The sequence below is a fragment of the Sphingobium sp. TomTYG46 genome (assembly GCF_055396345.1).
In genome coordinates this window covers 421,721-438,703 of sequence record NZ_AP027324.1, presented here as the reverse complement: position 1 = coordinate 438,703, position 16,983 = coordinate 421,721, and the positions used below count along the sequence as shown (strand labels likewise).

Sequence of the window (16,983 nt, the reverse complement as noted above, 5' to 3'; positions counted from 1 at the left end):
GCCCGTCCCCGGATATCAGATGAGAAGGATGTCGCCCGCATGAATGGCACGGGTATCGCCATTCGCCAAGCGGAGGATCAGCATGCCCTGCTGATCAAGCGTATCGAATGTGCCTTCCACAGTCTCGCCGTCAGGCTGCACAACCCGCATCGCGGTGCCGCTGGCATGCGCATTGAGCAGCCAATGAGCCCGCACCGGATCCAACCCCTGCGCGCGCCAGATCGCCAGCCAATGGGCGAACAGCTCAGCCAATCTCTCGATCAAGGCACTCGCCTGCGCGTCCCCCGCCCCCTGTGCCGCCAAACTGGTGACAGGCCGGTCCAGCCCTTCCGGATGGCCGACTACATTAATACCGATCCCCACGACGATGGAATCTCCGGCGCGTTCGAGCAGGATGCCAGCGATCTTCGCGCCATCGACCAGAACATCATTGGGCCATTTGATCCGCGCTTGCCCCTCGCACAGAGGGGCTACCAGCGCATGAACCGTATTTGCGGCAACCAGAGCCAGCAGATGCGGCGGCGGATCACCGGCGCGCAGGCGCACCAGCGTGGAACAATAAAGATTGCCAGCAGGACTTTCCCAGGCCCGCCCCATACGGCCGCGCCCCCCCGTCTGCCGACCGGCGCGTAACCACGTCCCTTCGGCGATGCCATGCTCCGCCAACGCCAGCATGTCGGCGTTGGTGGAGCCGGTCTCTTCGACGAAGCGAATATCGCTCAGAATAGCGACGCCGCAGCGGCCGCGCTTGCCTTGTCCAGCACGGGGTTCAACAGATATCCGACGACGATCACAGCCGCGCAGGCGGTCAGAATGATATTCTCGACCGCCCCGCCCCGCGCTTCATAAGCTGCGGCAGGCTCATCGAAATACATCGTCTTGATGATCTTGAGATAATAGAATGCGCCAATTACCGAAGCCGCGATACCGAACGCCGCCAGCGCGGTCAGCCCCGCAGCCACCGCCGCATCGAACACCAGGAACTTCGCCCAGAAACCGAACAGCGGCGGGATACCGGCCATGGAGAACATGAAGATCGCCAGCGCTGCGGCCAGCCCCTTGCGCGACTGCGACAGACCCGCAAGGCTCGCAATGCTCTCCACTGGACGCCCTTCGGCATCCCGCATCTGCAAGATGCAGGCAAAGCCGCCGATCGTCATCACAACATAGATCGCCATATAGCTCATCGTCGCCGCCACGCCCGCAGGCGTCGCCGCGGCAAGGCCGATCAGCGCGAAGCCGACATTGTTGATCGACGAATAGGCCATCAGACGCTTGATGTTGGTCTGGCCGATGGCCGCCACCGCGCCGAAGATGATCGAAGCCAGCGCCACGAAGATAACGATCTGCTGCCAGTCAAGCCCGGCGGGACCCAGCGCCTCGATCGCGACACGCACGGTCAAAGCCATCGCCGCAACCTTGGGCGCGCTGCCGAAGAAGGTCGTAACCGGCGTCGGCGCGCCTTCGTAAACGTCGGGCGTCCACATATGGAACGGCACAGCGCTCATCTTGAAGGCAAGACCGGCCAGCAGGAACACCATGCCGAACAGTTCGCCCTTGCCCACGCCATCGCCCAACGCGACGGCGATGCCATCAAAGCTCGTGCTTCCGGTAAAGCCGTAAAGCAGCGCCGTGCCGTAGAGCAGGATGCCGCTCGCCAGCGACCCGAGCACGAAATATTTAAGGCCCGCTTCGGAAGACCGTTCATCCTGACGCATGAAGCTCGCCAGCACATAGGCGGCCAGGCTCTGCATCTCCAATCCGACATAAAGGGTCAGCAAATCACCGGCCGACACCATCATGCCCATGCCGATGCTGCTGAACAGGATCAGGATGGGATATTCCGGCCGCAACGCGCCATCGACGAGGAAGTAGCGCGGCGCCAACAAAATTGCGGCACCGGCCGAACCATAAATAAGTGCCTTGGCGAAAACCGAAAACGCATCGGCACGCACCAGCCCGTCAAAGGCGAGTGGCCCATGCGCTAGGGAAACCGGCAGCATCAAACCCGCAACGAGCAACGTCAACACCGACAGCCAGTTGACGGCGCGCGCGGTCCCGTCACCGCCAAAAGCGGCGATCATCAGGAGGACCAGCCCACCCGCCGTAAGGACAAGCTCCGGCAGAACGGCAAGAAGGGAAGCGGAATCAATCATCAGTGCGCCTCCCCCGACGCTTTTTCATGGGACATTGCACTATGGTCTTCGCCGTGATGAGCCGCCGTCGGCACGACAGCCGGACCCATCTTGATCCTGGAATCGCCCGCTGGAGCCGCAGAGGCAATGCGGGCTTCCAGCGCACGAATGTCAGACCGCATCGGCGCCAGGAAGCTTTCGGGATAGATACCCATCCACAGGACGGCAGCAGCGATCGGCGCCAGCAGCCACATTTCCCGCATCGACAGGTCAGGCATCGCCGCTGCATCGGCATTCTTCTGCTCGCCATAAGCAATGCGGCGGTAGAGATAGAGCATATAGGCCGCGCCCAAAATAATGCCCGTCGTGCAGACCAGCGCCACCCAGCTCGACGCCTGATAGATGCCCATCAGCGCCAGGAACTCACCCACGAAGTTGCTCGTACCCGGCAGGCCGACCGACGCCATGGTGAACAGCAGGAACAGCACCGCATATTTGGGCATGTTGATGCTAAGGCCGCCGTAGCGCGAAATCTCACGCGTATGCAGACGGTCGTAGATGACACCGACACACAAGAACAGCGCGCCCGAAACCAGGCCATGACCCAGCATCACCATCATCGCGCCTTCGATGCCCGCCTGATTAAATGCGAACAGGCCGACCGTCACGATCGCCATATGCGCGACCGAGGAATAGGCGATCAGCTTCTTCATGTCGGTCTGCACCAGCGCGACGAGGCTGGTGTAAACCACCGCCACCATCGACAGACCCCAGACCAGCCAGGCCAGCTGCGCTGAAGCTTCCGGGAACATCGGCAGCGAGAAACGGATGAAGCCGTAGCCACCCATCTTCAGCAACACGCCCGCCAGAATGACCGAACCGGCCGTCGGCGCCTGCACGTGGGCATCCGGCAACCAGGTGTGAACCGGCCACATCGGCATCTTGACGGCAAAGCTCGCGAAGAAGGCCAGGAACAGCCAGGTCTGCACATGCGGATCGAAATTATAGGCCATCAGCGTCGGGATGTCGGTGGTGCCCGCGTCGTGCACCATCCACATCATCGCGATCAGCATCAGCACCGATCCGAGCAGCGTATAGAGAAAGAACTTGTAGCTCGCGTAGATGCGATCCGCCCCGCCCCAGATGCCGATGATCAGGTACATCGGGATCAGGCCTGCTTCGAACATCACGTAAAAGAGGTAGAGATCCTGCGCCGTGAAGACGCCGATCATCAGCACCTCCATGAACAGGAAAGCCGCCATATATTCACCGACGCGCTTCTCTATCGCCTGCCAGCTCGCCCCGATGCAGATCGGCATCAGGAAAACGGTCAGCATGATCAGCACCAGCGCGATGCCGTCGATCCCCAGCGCCCAGGCGAAGCGACCGAAGATCGGCGCATATTCCTGGAACTGCCACTGCGCCGCGCCGCCCGACTGGTCGAATTTCGACCACAGCAGGACGCCGAGCGCCAGATCGACCAGCGTCGCCAACAACGCGATCCAACGCGCCTGGTTCGCACCCGAATAGAGACAGGCGATGGCCCCCGCCATCGGCACTGCCATCATCAGGGAAAGGATGGGGAAGCCGTCCATTATCGTGTCATCGCCCAGGTTGCGGCCGCGGCGAGGCCGATCAGCATCACCAGCGCGTATGTGTAGAGGTAGCCGGACTGAAGCCGACGGGTGACTTTATTGCCCTGCACGACCAGCGCGGCGAGCCCATTGGGGCCGAAGCGGTCGATGAAGCCGACATCACCGAACTTCCAGAAGAAGCGGCCGATGGCGAAGGCAGGCTTGACGAACAGGAAGTGATACAGCTCGTCAAAATACCATTTGTTGAGCAGGAACTGGTACAGCACCCCGAACTCCGCCACAAAACGGCGCGGCCAATCGGTATTCTTGATGTAGCTAAGCCACGCAATGACGAAGCCGGTCAGCATCACCGTGAACGGCGCGAACTTAACCCAGTTGGGCACCTCATGGCTCGCATGCATCAGGTGACTGTCGAACGAAAGAGCGCCCTTCCAGAACTCGACGCCGCCTTCTGCTCCGATGAACTGATCATGGAAGATGAAGCCGGCGAACACCGCGCCCAGGCTCAGCAGCACCAGCGGCAACAGCATGACCCAGGGGCTTTCATGCGGATGATAACCCGCCGTTCCCGTCATCTCATGCCCCTGCTCGTCATGATGGCCGTGGCCATCATGCGCGGTTTCTTCGTCCGGCGTCTCATGATGGCCATGAACGGCGTGCTGAATATGCTCCGATGCGGCCCAGCGCGGCTTGCCAAAGAAGGTCAGGAAAACAAGCCGCCAGCTATAGAAGCTGGTCAGCAACGCCGCAAAGGTGCCGACAAGGAACGCGCCCACGCCGTTGCCGCCCGCCGCGAACGCCGATTCCAGGATTGCGTCTTTCGAATAAAAGCCTGCAAAACCATAGCCCAGCAACGGAATGCCCACGCCCGTGATCGCCAGCGTTCCCAGCGTCATCGTCCAGAAGGTGATCGGAATCTCCTTCCGCAGTGCGCCATAGTAACGCATGTCCTGCTCATGGTGCATCGCATGGATCACCGATCCAGCGCCCAGGAACAGCAACGCCTTGAAGAAGGCGTGGGTGAACAGGTGGAACATCGCCGCGCCATAAGCGCCAACACCTGCAGCAAAGAACATGTAGCCGAGCTGCGAGCAGGTCGAATAGGCGATGACGCGCTTGATGTCGTTCTGCACCGTACCAACCGTCGCCGCGAACAGGCAGGTCGCCGCGCCGATAAAGGTCACGAAGCCCAGCGCCGTCGGCGAGGCTTCGAACATCGGCGACAGGCGACACACCATGAACACCCCCGCGGTCACCATGGTCGCAGCATGGATCAGCGCCGACACCGGGGTCGGGCCTTCCATCGCGTCCGGCAGCCAGGTGTGAAGACCCAACTGGGCCGACTTGCCCATCGCGCCGATGAACAGCAGCAAGCAGAGCACGGTCATGGTGTCGAAACGATGCCCCAGGAAACCGATGGTCGATCCGGCCATGGAGGGCGCGGCGGCCAGGATTTCGGGGATCGAAATTGTATTGAACACCAGATAGGTGCCAAAGATACCCAGCATAAAGCCAAGGTCGCCGACGCGGTTAACGACGAACGCCTTGATCGCGGCCGCGTTCGCGCTCGGTTTACGGAACCAGAAGCCAATCAACAGATAGGAGGCAAGACCGACGCCTTCCCAGCCAAAGAACATCTGCAACAGATTGTTGGCCGTTACGAGCATCAGCATCGCGAAGGTGAAAAGCGAGAGATAGGCGAAGAAGCGCGGCTGATCCGGCTCCTCCTCCATATAGCCCCAGCTATAGAGGTGGACGAGGCTCGACACGCTGGTGATCACCACCAGCATAACCGCCGTCATCGCGTCAACGCGCAGCGCCCATTGAGCATCAAAACTGCCCGACTGAATCCAGGTGAAGGCAGGCGCCACATAGGGTTCCGCATGCCCGGTCAGGAAGGCGATGAAGATCGGCCAGCTAAGCGCGCAGGAAACGAAGAGCGCGCCGGTAGTGATGATCTTCGCAGGCAGCTTGCCCAACGCCTTGTTGCCAAGGCCCGCGATGACAGCCGCGATGAGCGGAAGAAGGACGATAAGCTGGATCATCGAGCTTTAGCCCTTCATCCGGTTGACATCATCGACGGCAATGGTGCCGCGACCACGGAAATAGATGACGAGGATGGCAAGGCCGATGGCCGCCTCACCCGCCGCGACAGTCAGCACGAACATGCTGAACACCTGCCCCACCAAATCGCCCAGGAAGGCGCTGAAGGCGACAAGGTTGATGTTCACGCTCAAGAGGATCAGCTCGATCGCCATCAGGATGATGATGACATTCTTACGGTTGATGAAAATGCCCAGCACCCCCATCACGAACAGGATCGCGCTGACCACCATATAATGCTGAAGGCCGATCATGACGGCATTCCCATAAAAGAGGCCGTCACCCCGGCGAAAGCTGGGGTCTCATGCCTCATACGCCGAACGATCCGGCCTGAGATGCCAGCCTGCGCTGGCATGACGGAATAGGGGTGCGTCACAGCTCCACCCCCTGCCCCACGGGCTGATTGACGTTGCGCACGGCATCCTGCGGACGGCGGCGGTTCTGACGGGCGATATTCTGCCCGCGCACGCCGCCGCGTGCACGATGGGTCAACACGATCGCGCCGATCATCGCCACCAGCAGAACGATGCCCGCTGCTTCGAACAGGAAGATGTAGCGCGTGTAGAGCAGCGTCCCGATCGCCTGGATATTCGACAGCTCCGGGTTCACAGGTGCCGCGCGCTGGGCAAGCTCGATCGGCCCCGCGCTCCAGATGCCGATCCCCAGCACAATCTCGGCCAGCAAAACCAGGGCGACCAGCATGCCAAAGGGCAGATAATCGACGAACCCAGCCCGCAGTTCCGCGAAGTCGATGTCGAGCATCATGACGACAAACAGGAACAATACGGCGACCGCACCCACATAGACGATGATGAGCAGCATCGCGATGAACTCGGCACCTAGCAGCACCATCAGGCCCGCCGCGTTGAAGAACGCGAGGATTAGCCACAGCACCGAATGAACCGGATTGCGCGACAGGATCGTCAGCGCGCCGCTGCACACCACCAAAGTGGCGAACAGGTAAAAGGCAAGCACGTGAATCACAGGATCATATATCCTCTTCGATCGGGTCGCGGCTTAACGATAGGGTGCATCGGCGGCAAGGTTAGCGGCCAGCGCCCGCTCCCACTTGTCGCCATTTTCAAGGAGCTTCGCCTTGTCGTAGATAAGCTCCTCGCGGGTTTCGGTCGAAAATTCGAAATTCGGCCCTTCGACGATCGCATCAACCGGGCAGGCTTCCTGACAGAAGCCGCAATAGATGCACTTCGTCATGTCAATGTCGTAGCGCGTCGTACGGCGGCTGCCATCGTCACGCGGCTGCGCCTCGATGGTGATCGCCTGCGCCGGACAGACCGCCTCGCACAGCTTGCACGCGATGCAGCGCTCTTCGCCATTGGGATAGCGGCGCAGCGCATGCTCACCCCGGAACCGCGGCGAAATCGGGTTCTTCTCATAGGGGTAGTTGATGGTCGCCTTGGGCTTGAAGAAATATTTCAAGGTCAGCCAATGCGCCTTCACAAACTCCCAAAGGGTGAAGGATTTGATGTAATAAGCGAGGCTCATTGAGCGCCTCCGTAGCGCGTAAACATGAGGAAGCCCGAAACCAGGAAGACAAAGAAGAGCGAGGTCGGCAGGAACACCTTCCAGCCCAGACGCATCAACTGGTCATAACGGTAACGCGGCACCGTCGCCTTCACCCAGGAGAAGACGAAGAAGAAGAACAGGATCTTGGCGAACAGCCAGATGATTCCCGGCACATAATAGAGCGGTGCCCAATCGATCGGCGGCAAATAGCCGCCCCAGAACAGGATCGCGTTCAGCGCGCACATCAGCAGCACGTTGGCATATTCGCCGAGCCAGTAGAGCGCGAAAGACATCGACGAATATTCGGTCTGGTAGCCCGCGACCAATTCGCTTTCCGCCTCGGTCAGATCGAAAGGCGCGCGCCCGGTTTCAGCCATGGCTGAGATCAGGAACATGATCGCCATCGGGAAGAGCAGCGGGTTGAACGCATGCCCGTTGATGAACCCATAATAGCCGCGCTGGCTTTCCACGATCGCGGTCAGGTTGAAGCTGCCAGCCCACAGCACGACGCACACCAGGATGAAGCCGATCGACACTTCATAGCTGATCATCTGCGCGCTCGCGCGGATCGCCGAGTAGAAGGGATATTTCGAGTTCGACGCCCAACCCGCCAGCACGATGCCGTAAACACCGAGCGAACTGATGGCCAGGATGTAGAGCAGGCCGACATTGATGTTCGCCAGCACCACGCCCGCCTGGAACGGGATCACCGCCCAGGCGATCAGCGCCACGGTAAAGGTGATGATCGGCGCGATCAGGAACAGCGCGCGGTTGGCGGCCGACGGGATGATGGTTTCCTGCAGGAACACCTTGGCCCCGTCCGCGAAGGACTGGAGCAGCCCGAAAGGACCAACCACGTTCGGACCACGGCGCAGCGCCATGGCCGCCCAGATCTTCCGGTCGGCATAGATGATCATGGCCACCGCCAGCATCAGCGGCAGGGCGATCACCAATATGCCGATGATCGTCGACAGCAGCCATGCGCCTTCGAAGGGCATGCCGAATGATTGGAAGAAAGCGGTCACTCTGCGGCCTCCGCGAAGGTCTCACCATGGATCAGCTCGGCCGAACATTGCTGCATCGTCGGGCTGGCGCGGCAGATGGCGTTGGTCAGGTAGAAATCCTTGATCGGCGATCCGAACTCACCACTCGCCCCGCCCGGCAGTTTGGGCAAGGACCAGCCATAATCGGCCAGGCCTTCCACGCCCAGCGCCGGAACGGCCTTCGCCATTTCGGCGCGCAGCGCGTCGAAGCTGTCGAACGGCAGCGTCGCGCCCAGCACTTCAGAAAGCGCTCGCAGGATCGACCAATCCTCACGCGCATCACCCGGCGCGAACACGGCCTTTTCACCGCGTTGAACCCGGCCTTCCAGGTTGACATAGGTGCCCGCCTTCTCGGCATAACTAGCGCCTGGCAAGATCACATCCGCCGCATGCGCACCCTTGTCACCATGGTGGCCGACATAGACCTTGAAGCTGTCTTCGAAAGCCGAATAATCGGCCTCGTCCGCGCCGAGCGAGAAGAGCAGTTTCGGCTTGGCCGCAGCCACAGCCTTGATCCCGCCCTGCGTCGCATAGCCCAGCATCAGACCGCCCATGCGCGCCGCTGCGAAGTGCAGCACGTTATAGCCGTTCCAACCATCCTTGATCAGACCCAGCGTCTCGACCAGCGCCAGCGTGTCGCCATGCGCGCCGTCCTTCGCCAGTACGCCGCCACCGACGATCATCGCCGGACGCGCCGCCTTGCCGAACGCCTCGACCACAGCTTGCGGAAGCTTCGCCAGTAGCGATGCATCATTGCCCAGCCATTCGACCTTGTAGGTCAAGTCGACCTGAGGCCCGAGCGCGAAGACCTTCGCGCCCTTCTTGATCGCCTTGCGGATCCGCGTGTTCACCAGCGGCGCTTCCCAGCGCAAGTTGGTGCCGATCAGCAGGATCGCGTCAGCCATCTCAATGCCGTTCAGCGTCGTGTTGAAATTCACCGCCGACAGGCTCGACACATCATAGGCCAGACCCGTCTGACGCCCTTCCAGCATCGAACCGCCCAGCTTCTCGACGAGCAGCTTGCCCGCGAACATCGTCTCGCAATCGAGCAGGTCACCCGCGAGCGCTGCAACCGAACCGCCATGCTGGACGGCGGCAATCGCCTTGAACGCCTCTTCCCACGTGGCGGGAACCAGCTTGCCGTCCTTGCGCACGAATGGCTTGTCGAGCCGCTTGCGGACCAGACCATCGACATTGTGCCGGGTCTTGTCGCTCGCCCATTCCTCGTTCACGTCGTCGTTGATGCGCGGCACCGCGCGCAGCACCTGACGGCCGCGGCTGTCGAGGCGGATATTGGTGCCCACCGCATCCATCACGTCGATCGCGGGCGTCTTGCGCAACTCCCAGGGCCGCGCCTCAAACGCATAGGGCTTCGACGTCAGCGCACCGACCGGGCACAGGTCGACCACATTGCCCGACAGCTCGCTTTTCGCGGCATGTTCGAGATAGGTGGTGATCTGCATATTCTCGCCGCGCCCGATCGCGCCGATCTCCGGCACGCCCGCGACTTCCTCGGCAAAGCGCACGCAGCGGGTGCACTGGATGCAGCGGGTCATGACCGTCTTGACGATCGGCCCCATATATTTCTCGGTAACGGCGCGCTTGTTTTCCTCAAAGCGGCTGCCGCCACGGCCATAGGCGACCGACTGGTCCTGAAGGTCGCACTCGCCACCCTGATCGCAGATCGGGCAATCCAGCGGATGGTTGATGAGGAGAAACTCCATCACCCCTTCCCGCGCCTTTTTCACCATTTCGGTCTGGGTGAAGATTTCCTGATTGTCCGCCGCTGGCAGCGCGCAGCTTGCTTGCGGCTTGGGCGGCCCAGGCTTCACCTCGACCAGACACATGCGGCAATTGCCCGCGATGCTCAGCCGCTCATGATAGCAGAAACGCGGAATTTCCTTCCCCGCCATCTCGCACGCCTGCAGGACCGTCGCGCCCGCCGGAACTTCGAGTTCTACGCCGTCTACTTTGACTTTAGGCATCGATAAAAGTCCCGTCTTCCTTGATCCAATGGCATTTCTTCAAGCCACCGGAATTGGGCAGTCCGACACTGCCGCCGCCCTGCGCGGCGAAGAAATATGTAATGGATGAAACTATGTGCTCGTTAGAGCCTTCGCCGAACCCCCACGAATAAGCGGCAGGATTCTTGAACTCGGTATCGTTTAAGAAATAGCGCGTGCAACGAAATGCCTTCGGATCAGTCAGATCAGATCGCACTTCCAACGGCTTCGTCTTTTCTAACGCAAGTCGTATCGACTTTGCGTTGAAGCCTGGAGGTGATTTCTTCCCTATCGGAATTAGCTTTTCATGGCACGCGGCCTGCAAGCGATATTGAAGAACGTACTCTGCCGGAGGTTGTGCCAGACCATAGTCGCGCTTCGGCAGGGGCATTGCCAACCAATTATTGGCAGAACTCGGCACAGTTTCCCAAAGACATTTTGCCCACGCCTCATCGCTCTTGCCCGCATAAGCAGGCGCATGGCCGAAACCAAGTCCAACTAAAAAGACAAAAAGGAGAAATGGAAGTCGTTTCACTCAGCCGCCTCCATCACAGGCACGCCACGCTCGTTGATCCGCCGCTCGATCTCGGGACGGAAGTGCCGGATCAGGCCCTGGATCGGCCAAGCCGCCGCGTCGCCGAGCGCGCAGATGGTGTGGCCTTCGACCTGCTTCGTCACCTGCTGGAGCATGTCGATCTCGCCAATGTCGGCCTCGCCAGAACGCAGCCGTTCCATCACGCGCCACATCCAGCCGGTGCCTTCACGGCATGGCGTGCACTGGCCGCAGCTCTCATGCTTGTAGAAGTAGGAGAGACGGCTGATCGCGCGGACGATGTCGGTCGACTTGTCCATGACGATGACCGCCGCCGTGCCCAAACCAGACCCAACCGCCTTCAGCCCGTCAAAGTCCATCGGCGCGTCCATGATCTCACGCGCCGGAACCAGCGGCACCGACGAACCGCCAGGGATCACCGCCAACAAATTGTCCCAGCCACCACGAATACCACCGCAATGCCGGTCGATCAGTTCCTTGAAGCTGATGCCCATCGACTCTTCGACGACGCAGGGCTTGTTCACATGGCCGCTGATCTGGAAGAGCTTGGTGCCCTTGTTATTCTCCCGCCCGAAGCTTGCGAACCATTCCGAGCCACGGCGCAGGATCGTGGGCGCAACGGCGATCGATTCCACATTGTTGACGGTCGTGGGGCAGCCATAAAGGCCCGCGCCTGCCGGGAAAGGCGGCTTCAGGCGCGGTTGGCCCTTCTTGCCTTCCAAACTTTCGATCTGCGCAGTTTCCTCGCCGCAGATATAGGCGCCCGCGCCGCGATGGACGAAGACGTCGAAATCATAACCGGAACCGCATGCGTTCTTGCCGAGAAAGCCTTTTTCATAGGCCTGCTCGACGGCGGCGAAGAGGACCTTGGCCTCATAGATGAACTCGCCGCGGATATAGATGTACGCCGCACGCGCCCTCATGGCGAAACCAGCGACCAGCGCACCTTCGATCAGCTTATGGGGATCATGGCGGATGATCTCGCGGTCCTTGCACGAACCCGGCTCGGATTCGTCAGCATTGATGACCAGGAAGCTCGGACGGCCATCCTTGCTTTCCTTGGGCATGAAGCTCCACTTCATGCCGGTCGGGAAGCCCGCGCCCCCACGACCACGCAGGCCGGACGCCTTGATGCGATCGATGATCTCGTCCTGGCCGATCTCCAGCAGCGCCTTGGTATTGTCCCAATCGCCGCGCTTGCATGCAGCGTCGATGCCCCAATCCTGGAAGCCATAGACGTTGGTGAAGATGCGATCCTTGTCGGCAAGGGGTGCGATGACGTCGCTCATGCGCGGCCTCCAGCATTCGTCATGCCAGCGAAAGCTGGCATCTCAGGCGTGCGCGCGCTGAGGATGGAGACCCCAGCTTCCGCTGGGGTGACGGGATAGGGATAAGCCATTACGCCCACTTCCCCCGATAATCGTGATTTTCCGAAACCATTTCCTTGAGCGTCGTCGGGCCACCCTCTGGACAGCTCGTCTGACGCTCAATCTGCGGCCCGATCTTGGGGCTTTTGCCAGCGGCGAGATCATCAAGGATAGCGCTCATGCTGTCATAGGTCAGGTCTTCGAAATTATCGTCGTTGATCTGCACCATAGGCGCATTGGCGCAAGCGCCCAGACACTCGACCTCGCTCAAGGTGAACAGGCCGTCCGGCGTCGTGCCGCCCTTCACCAGCCCCTTGTTCTTGCACGCCGAAAACACATCGTCCGAACCGCGCAGCATGCATGGCGTCGTGCCGCAAACCTGCACATGATAGCGGCCGACCGGCGCAAGGTTGTACATGGTGTAGAAGGTCGCGACCTCGTAGACCCGCATATACGGCATCTCGAGCTGATCGGCGATATATTCCATCACCGGCACCGGCAGCCACCCATTGGTCTGCGTTTCCGCCCCTACCTGACGCTGGGCGAGGTCGAGCAGCGGCATCACCGCCGATTGCTGACGGCCGGCGGGATAGCGCGCGATGACCTTCTTCGCCTGTTCGGCATTGTCCGCTGTCCAGGCAAAATTGCCCCAGCGCGCGCGCGTTTCCGCTTCGTCAGGGATATGAACTGCGTCAGCCATTAGCGGTCACATTCTCCGAACACGATGTCCATCGCGCCTAGCACGGCGGTGGTGTCAGCCAGCATGTGGCCCTTCATCATGAAATCCATCGCCTGCAGGTGCGAAAAAGCCGTCGGACGGATCTTGCAGCGATAGGGCGAGTTGGTGCCATCGCTCACCAGATACACCCCGAATTCGCCCTTGGGGCTTTCGGTCGCCACATAGACTTCGCCCGCCGGAACGTGGAAGCCTTCCGTATAGAGCTTGAAGTGGTGGATCAGCGCTTCCATCGACCGCTTCATTTCGCCCCGCTTGGGCGGCACCACCTTACGGTCGAAGCTGGCGATCGGCCCTTCCGGCATTTCGTTGAGGCACTGTTTCATGATCCGCGCGGATTGGCGGACTTCCTCGACGCGCACCATGAACCGATCATAGCAGTCGAAGTTCGTGCCGACCGGAACGTCGAATTCCATCCGGTCATAGACATCATAAGGCTGCGCCTTGCGAATATCCCATGGGATGCCCGACCCACGGATCATCGGACCCGAAAAGCCCCATTTCAGCGCGTCTTCTTTGGAACAGACCGCGATGTCGACGTTCCGCTGCTTGAAGATGCGGTTGTCGGCCACCAGGCTGATCGCGTCTTCGAACAGGCGCGGCAGGCGCGTGTCGAGCCAATCGGCAATGTCGGTCAGCAGCTTGAGCGGCACGTCCTGATGCACGCCGCCCGGCCGGAAATAGGCCGAATGCATGCGCGCGCCGGAAGCCCGCTCGAAGAAATTCAGGCAGTCCTCGCGAATTTCGAACAGCCACAGGTTCGGCGTCATCGCGCCGACGTCCATGACGTGCGAGCCGAGGTTCAGCATATGGTTGCAGATGCGGGTCAGTTCCGCGAAGAACACACGCAGATATTGCGCGCGCAGCGGCACTTCCAGATTGAGCAGCTTCTCGATCGCCAACACATAGCTGTGCTCCATCCCCATGGGCGAGCAATAGTCGAGCCGGTCGAAATAGGGCAGCGCCTGAAGATAGGTCTTATATTCGATCAGCTTCTCGGTGCCGCGATGGAGCAGGCCGACATGCGGATCGCACCGTTCCACGATCTCGCCGTCCAGCTCCATGACAAGGCGAAGCACGCCGTGCGCCGCGGGGTGCTGCGGGCCGAAGTTGATCGTGTAGTTCTGGATCTCGGTATCGCCCAGCGTCGGGTCGTCGGCATTGATCCGATGTTCCAGCTTTTCCAGATAATCAGACATCAGGCCCTGTCCTCTGACTTAGACGCGCCCTCGGGCTTGGCGGCGCCTTTGCCTTCGTCGGTATGGTGTTCAGGCTGAACCGGCGCACTGGGGGACTTCTCCTGAGCCTTGCTGTTGGCAGGCTCGCCTGCACCGGTGTCTTCCGACTTTTCCGTCACCTTGGGCGTTGCGCCAGCGGGCTCGCCCTTGGCCGCAGCGGGAGGTGGCGGCGGAGCGGCGACGGGCGAAGGCGCGCCCGGTGCCTGCGGAGCCTTTTCATCGCCCGGCAGCACATATTGCGCGCCTTCCCACGGGCTCATGAAGTCGAACTGGCGGAAATCCTGGGCCAGCTGCACCGGCTTGTAGACGACGCGCTTATCCTCTTCGGAATACCACATCTCGACATAGCCGGTCAGCGGGAAGTCCTTGCGGAGCGGATGCCCCTTGAAACCATAGTCGGTCAGGATGCGGCGCAGGTCGGCATTGCCCTCGAAGATCACGCCGTACATGTCGAACACCTCGCGCTCCAGCCAGCCTGCAACAGGCCAGATGTGCGTGACGGTGGGAACCGGCTGATCCTCGTCGGTAGTTACCTTGACGCGGATGCGATGGTTCTTGGTAACGGACAGCAGATGATAGCAAACTTCGAAGCGCTCGGCCCGCTCTGGATAATCGATGCCCGCGATCTCCATCAGCTGCTGATATTCACCCTGAACGCGCAGGACATCCAGCGCCTCGGCCAGCCGCTGGCGCACGACGGTGAAGCTCAGCTCATCGGCATGATCGACCGCTTCGATCAGCATCGAACCCAACAGTCCGGCGATCTTGTCCGCGAGCCCGTCCGGGTTCATGATCTTCGGTGCAGAATGACCCATATCAGCGCTCAATCGTCCCGATCCGGCGGATCTTCCGCTGCAACTGCATCACGCCATACAGCAGCGCTTCGGCGGTCGGCGGGCAGCCTGGCACATAGATGTCGACCGGCACGATCCGGTCACAGCCGCGCACAACCGAATAGCTGTAGTGATAATAGCCGCCGCCATTGGCGCAGCTGCCCATCGAAATCACATATTTCGGATTGGACATCTGGTCGTAAACCTTGCGCAGCGCCGGAGCCATCTTGTTGCACAGCGTTCCCGCGACAATCATCACGTCCGACTGGCGCGGTGAGGCGCGCGGCGCCGCGCCAAAACGCTCCATGTCATAGCGCGGCATGTTGACGTGGATCATTTCCACCGCGCAGCAGGCAAGACCGAAGGTCATCCACCACAGCGACCCGGTGCGAGCCCACTGGAACAGATCCTCCGTCGATGTGACGAGGAACCCCTTGTCACTGACTTCACTGTTCAGCGCGTTGAAGAAATTCTGGTCGGGCTGTGTCCCCGCGGGCAACATCGTGCCGGGCGCGGGACTGGTCAGTTCTACTCCCAATCTAGGGCTCCCTTCTTCCACGCATAAACGAGGCCCAGCACCAGCTCCGCTATGAAGATCATCATCGTCGCCCAACCGGCCCAGCCGATCTGATCCAGGCTGACCGCCCACGGATAGAGGAAGGCGGCTTCCAGATCGAAGATGATGAAGAGGATCGCGACCAGATAGAAGCGCACGTCGAACTGGCTGCGCGGTTCTTCGAACGCTGGAAAACCGCACTCATATTCCGACAGCTTCGCCGGATCGGGCTGATGCGCGCCGGTCAGTCGGCCGACAAGCATCGGCAGGAACACGAACGCCCCGGAAAGCAGCAATGCGATCCCGAGAAAGATAAGGATCGGCAGATATTCGGCTAGATCGACCAACGGAATCCCCTGGGCGAAAATGACTATGGGCGCGCTTTAGGCCTGCCGCATAAGCGAAGCAAGGCCCCGAGGCGTGAGAATGATTCGCAACAGTCTGCTTCTCTTACACAGAAACAAATGCCTGCCTCAGCGCAGCGCGCCAGCCACAAGCTTGTGCAATTTGCTGTGGATGGCATCATTGCCCGCGATCACTTCGCGGCGCTCGATCGGCTGATCGCCGCCCCTGAAATCGGTGGCAAACCCACCCGCCTCCCGCACCAGCAGCAATCCAGCCGCGACGTCCCAGGGCTGAAGACCGCTTTCCCAGAAGCCGTCATAACGGCCGGACGCGACATGTGCCAAATCAAGCGAGGCCGCACCGAAGCGACGGATACCGGCGACGGAAGGCGCTACCGCGCCGAAGATGCGCGTCCACTGCGCCATGTCGCCATGGCCCATGAAGGGAATACCGGTCGCGATCAGGCAGTCGCCCAGGTCGCGGCGGGCCGACACTCGCAAACGCTGGTCGTGGCGCCATGCGCCCCGGCTCTTTTCCGCCCAATAGCTTTCGTCAGTCGCCGGCTGGTAGATAAGGCCGGTCGTCACTTCCCTCTTGTTGCCGCCATAAAGCGGCTCTTCGACGGCGATGGAGATTGCGAAGTGCGGGATACCGTGGAGGAAGTTGCTGGTGCCGTCGAGGGGATCGATGATCCAGCGCGGCTTGTTGGGATCTCCCTCGATCACCCCGCCTTCTTCCAGCAGAAAGCCCCAATCGGGCCGCGCCTTTTGCAGCTCCTCGACCAAAGTGCGTTCGGCTTGTTGATCGGCCTTGGACACGAAGTCCGCCGGTCCCTTGCGCGACACTTGCAGATGCTCGACTTCGCCAAAGTCACGACGCAGCTTCGCGCCAGCCTTGCGCGCGGCGCGTTCCATGACGGTGAGAAGGCCGGAATGGGATACCATTTACTCAA

Annotated in this window: 17 protein-coding genes; all 17 read right to left on the bottom strand. The window is 60.8% G+C overall.

Annotated features, from left to right (window positions below; genetic code table 11):
* Positions 1–15 precede the first annotated feature (15 nt).
* Positions 16–714, bottom strand: coding sequence for a biotin--[acetyl-CoA-carboxylase] ligase (locus ACZ5YV_RS02360; RefSeq protein ID WP_464789131.1), 699 nt, complete (start codon positions 712–714; stop codon positions 16–18).
* A 5-nt stretch (positions 715–719) separates the two neighbouring features.
* Entirely contained in the window at positions 720–2,156 is a 1,437-nt protein-coding gene (nuoN, locus tag ACZ5YV_RS02355) for an NADH-quinone oxidoreductase subunit NuoN (protein WP_464788406.1), read from the bottom strand.
* Positions 2,156–3,730, bottom strand: a complete 1,575-nt coding sequence (locus ACZ5YV_RS02350; protein WP_464788405.1) for an NADH-quinone oxidoreductase subunit M — start codon at positions 3,728–3,730, stop codon at positions 2,156–2,158. The genes nuoN and ACZ5YV_RS02350 overlap by 1 nt, the downstream gene beginning before the upstream one ends.
* On the bottom strand, positions 3,730–5,775 hold the full coding sequence (gene nuoL / locus ACZ5YV_RS02345; RefSeq protein ID WP_464788404.1) for an NADH-quinone oxidoreductase subunit L: 2,046 nt from the start codon (positions 5,773–5,775) through the stop codon (positions 3,730–3,732). Before nuoL ends, ACZ5YV_RS02350 begins: the two co-directional genes overlap by 1 nt.
* A gap of 6 nt (positions 5,776–5,781) precedes the next feature.
* Complete coding sequence (gene nuoK / locus ACZ5YV_RS02340; RefSeq protein ID WP_004211745.1) at positions 5,782–6,087, bottom strand: NADH-quinone oxidoreductase subunit NuoK; 306 nt, start codon at positions 6,085–6,087, stop codon at positions 5,782–5,784.
* A gap of 118 nt (positions 6,088–6,205) precedes the next feature.
* Positions 6,206–6,817 carry an NADH-quinone oxidoreductase subunit J gene (locus ACZ5YV_RS02335; RefSeq protein ID WP_464788403.1) on the bottom strand — a complete coding sequence of 204 codons (612 nt, stop codon included), beginning with the start codon at positions 6,815–6,817 and terminating at the stop codon, positions 6,206–6,208.
* Positions 6,818–6,850: 33 nt separating this feature from the next.
* Positions 6,851–7,336: an NADH-quinone oxidoreductase subunit NuoI gene (gene nuoI / locus ACZ5YV_RS02330; RefSeq protein ID WP_464788402.1), complete on the bottom strand. Its 486-nt coding sequence runs from the start codon at positions 7,334–7,336 to the stop codon at positions 6,851–6,853.
* Positions 7,333–8,382 carry an NADH-quinone oxidoreductase subunit NuoH gene (gene nuoH / locus ACZ5YV_RS02325; RefSeq protein WP_464788401.1) on the bottom strand — a complete coding sequence of 350 codons (1,050 nt, stop codon included), beginning with the start codon at positions 8,380–8,382 and terminating at the stop codon, positions 7,333–7,335. Before nuoH ends, nuoI begins: the two co-directional genes overlap by 4 nt.
* Entirely contained in the window at positions 8,379–10,385 is a 2,007-nt protein-coding gene (nuoG, locus tag ACZ5YV_RS02320) for an NADH-quinone oxidoreductase subunit NuoG (protein ID WP_464788400.1), read from the bottom strand. Before nuoG ends, nuoH begins: the two co-directional genes overlap by 4 nt.
* On the bottom strand, positions 10,378–10,938 hold the full coding sequence (locus ACZ5YV_RS02315; protein WP_464788399.1) for a hypothetical protein: 561 nt from the start codon (positions 10,936–10,938) through the stop codon (positions 10,378–10,380). The genes nuoG and ACZ5YV_RS02315 overlap by 8 nt, the downstream gene beginning before the upstream one ends.
* Positions 10,935–12,245 (bottom strand): NADH-quinone oxidoreductase subunit NuoF, encoded by a 1,311-nt coding sequence (nuoF, locus tag ACZ5YV_RS02310; RefSeq protein ID WP_464788398.1) that lies wholly within the window; start codon positions 12,243–12,245, stop codon positions 10,935–10,937. The genes ACZ5YV_RS02315 and nuoF overlap by 4 nt, the downstream gene beginning before the upstream one ends.
* A gap of 109 nt (positions 12,246–12,354) precedes the next feature.
* Positions 12,355–13,023: an NADH-quinone oxidoreductase subunit NuoE gene (gene nuoE / locus ACZ5YV_RS02305; RefSeq protein ID WP_464788397.1), complete on the bottom strand. Its 669-nt coding sequence runs from the start codon at positions 13,021–13,023 to the stop codon at positions 12,355–12,357.
* The gene (locus tag ACZ5YV_RS02300) at positions 13,023–14,258 is read right to left on the bottom strand and encodes an NADH-quinone oxidoreductase subunit D (protein ID WP_464788396.1); all 1,236 of its coding nucleotides are present in this window, start codon (positions 14,256–14,258) and stop codon (positions 13,023–13,025) included. Before ACZ5YV_RS02300 ends, nuoE begins: the two co-directional genes overlap by 1 nt.
* Entirely contained in the window at positions 14,258–15,112 is an 855-nt protein-coding gene (locus ACZ5YV_RS02295; protein WP_464788395.1) for an NADH-quinone oxidoreductase subunit C, read from the bottom strand. The genes ACZ5YV_RS02300 and ACZ5YV_RS02295 overlap by 1 nt, the downstream gene beginning before the upstream one ends.
* Before the next feature lies 1 nt (position 15,113).
* Positions 15,114–15,668, bottom strand: a complete 555-nt coding sequence (locus ACZ5YV_RS02290) for a NuoB/complex I 20 kDa subunit family protein (protein WP_464788394.1) — start codon at positions 15,666–15,668, stop codon at positions 15,114–15,116.
* A complete protein-coding gene (locus tag ACZ5YV_RS02285) occupies positions 15,659–16,033 on the bottom strand; it encodes an NADH-quinone oxidoreductase subunit A (protein ID WP_464788393.1) in 375 nt (124 codons plus the stop codon). Before ACZ5YV_RS02285 ends, ACZ5YV_RS02290 begins: the two co-directional genes overlap by 10 nt.
* A 126-nt stretch (positions 16,034–16,159) precedes the next feature.
* A complete protein-coding gene (locus ACZ5YV_RS02280; RefSeq protein WP_460987694.1) occupies positions 16,160–16,975 on the bottom strand; it encodes an inositol monophosphatase family protein in 816 nt (271 codons plus the stop codon).
* Positions 16,976–16,983 lie beyond the last annotated feature (8 nt).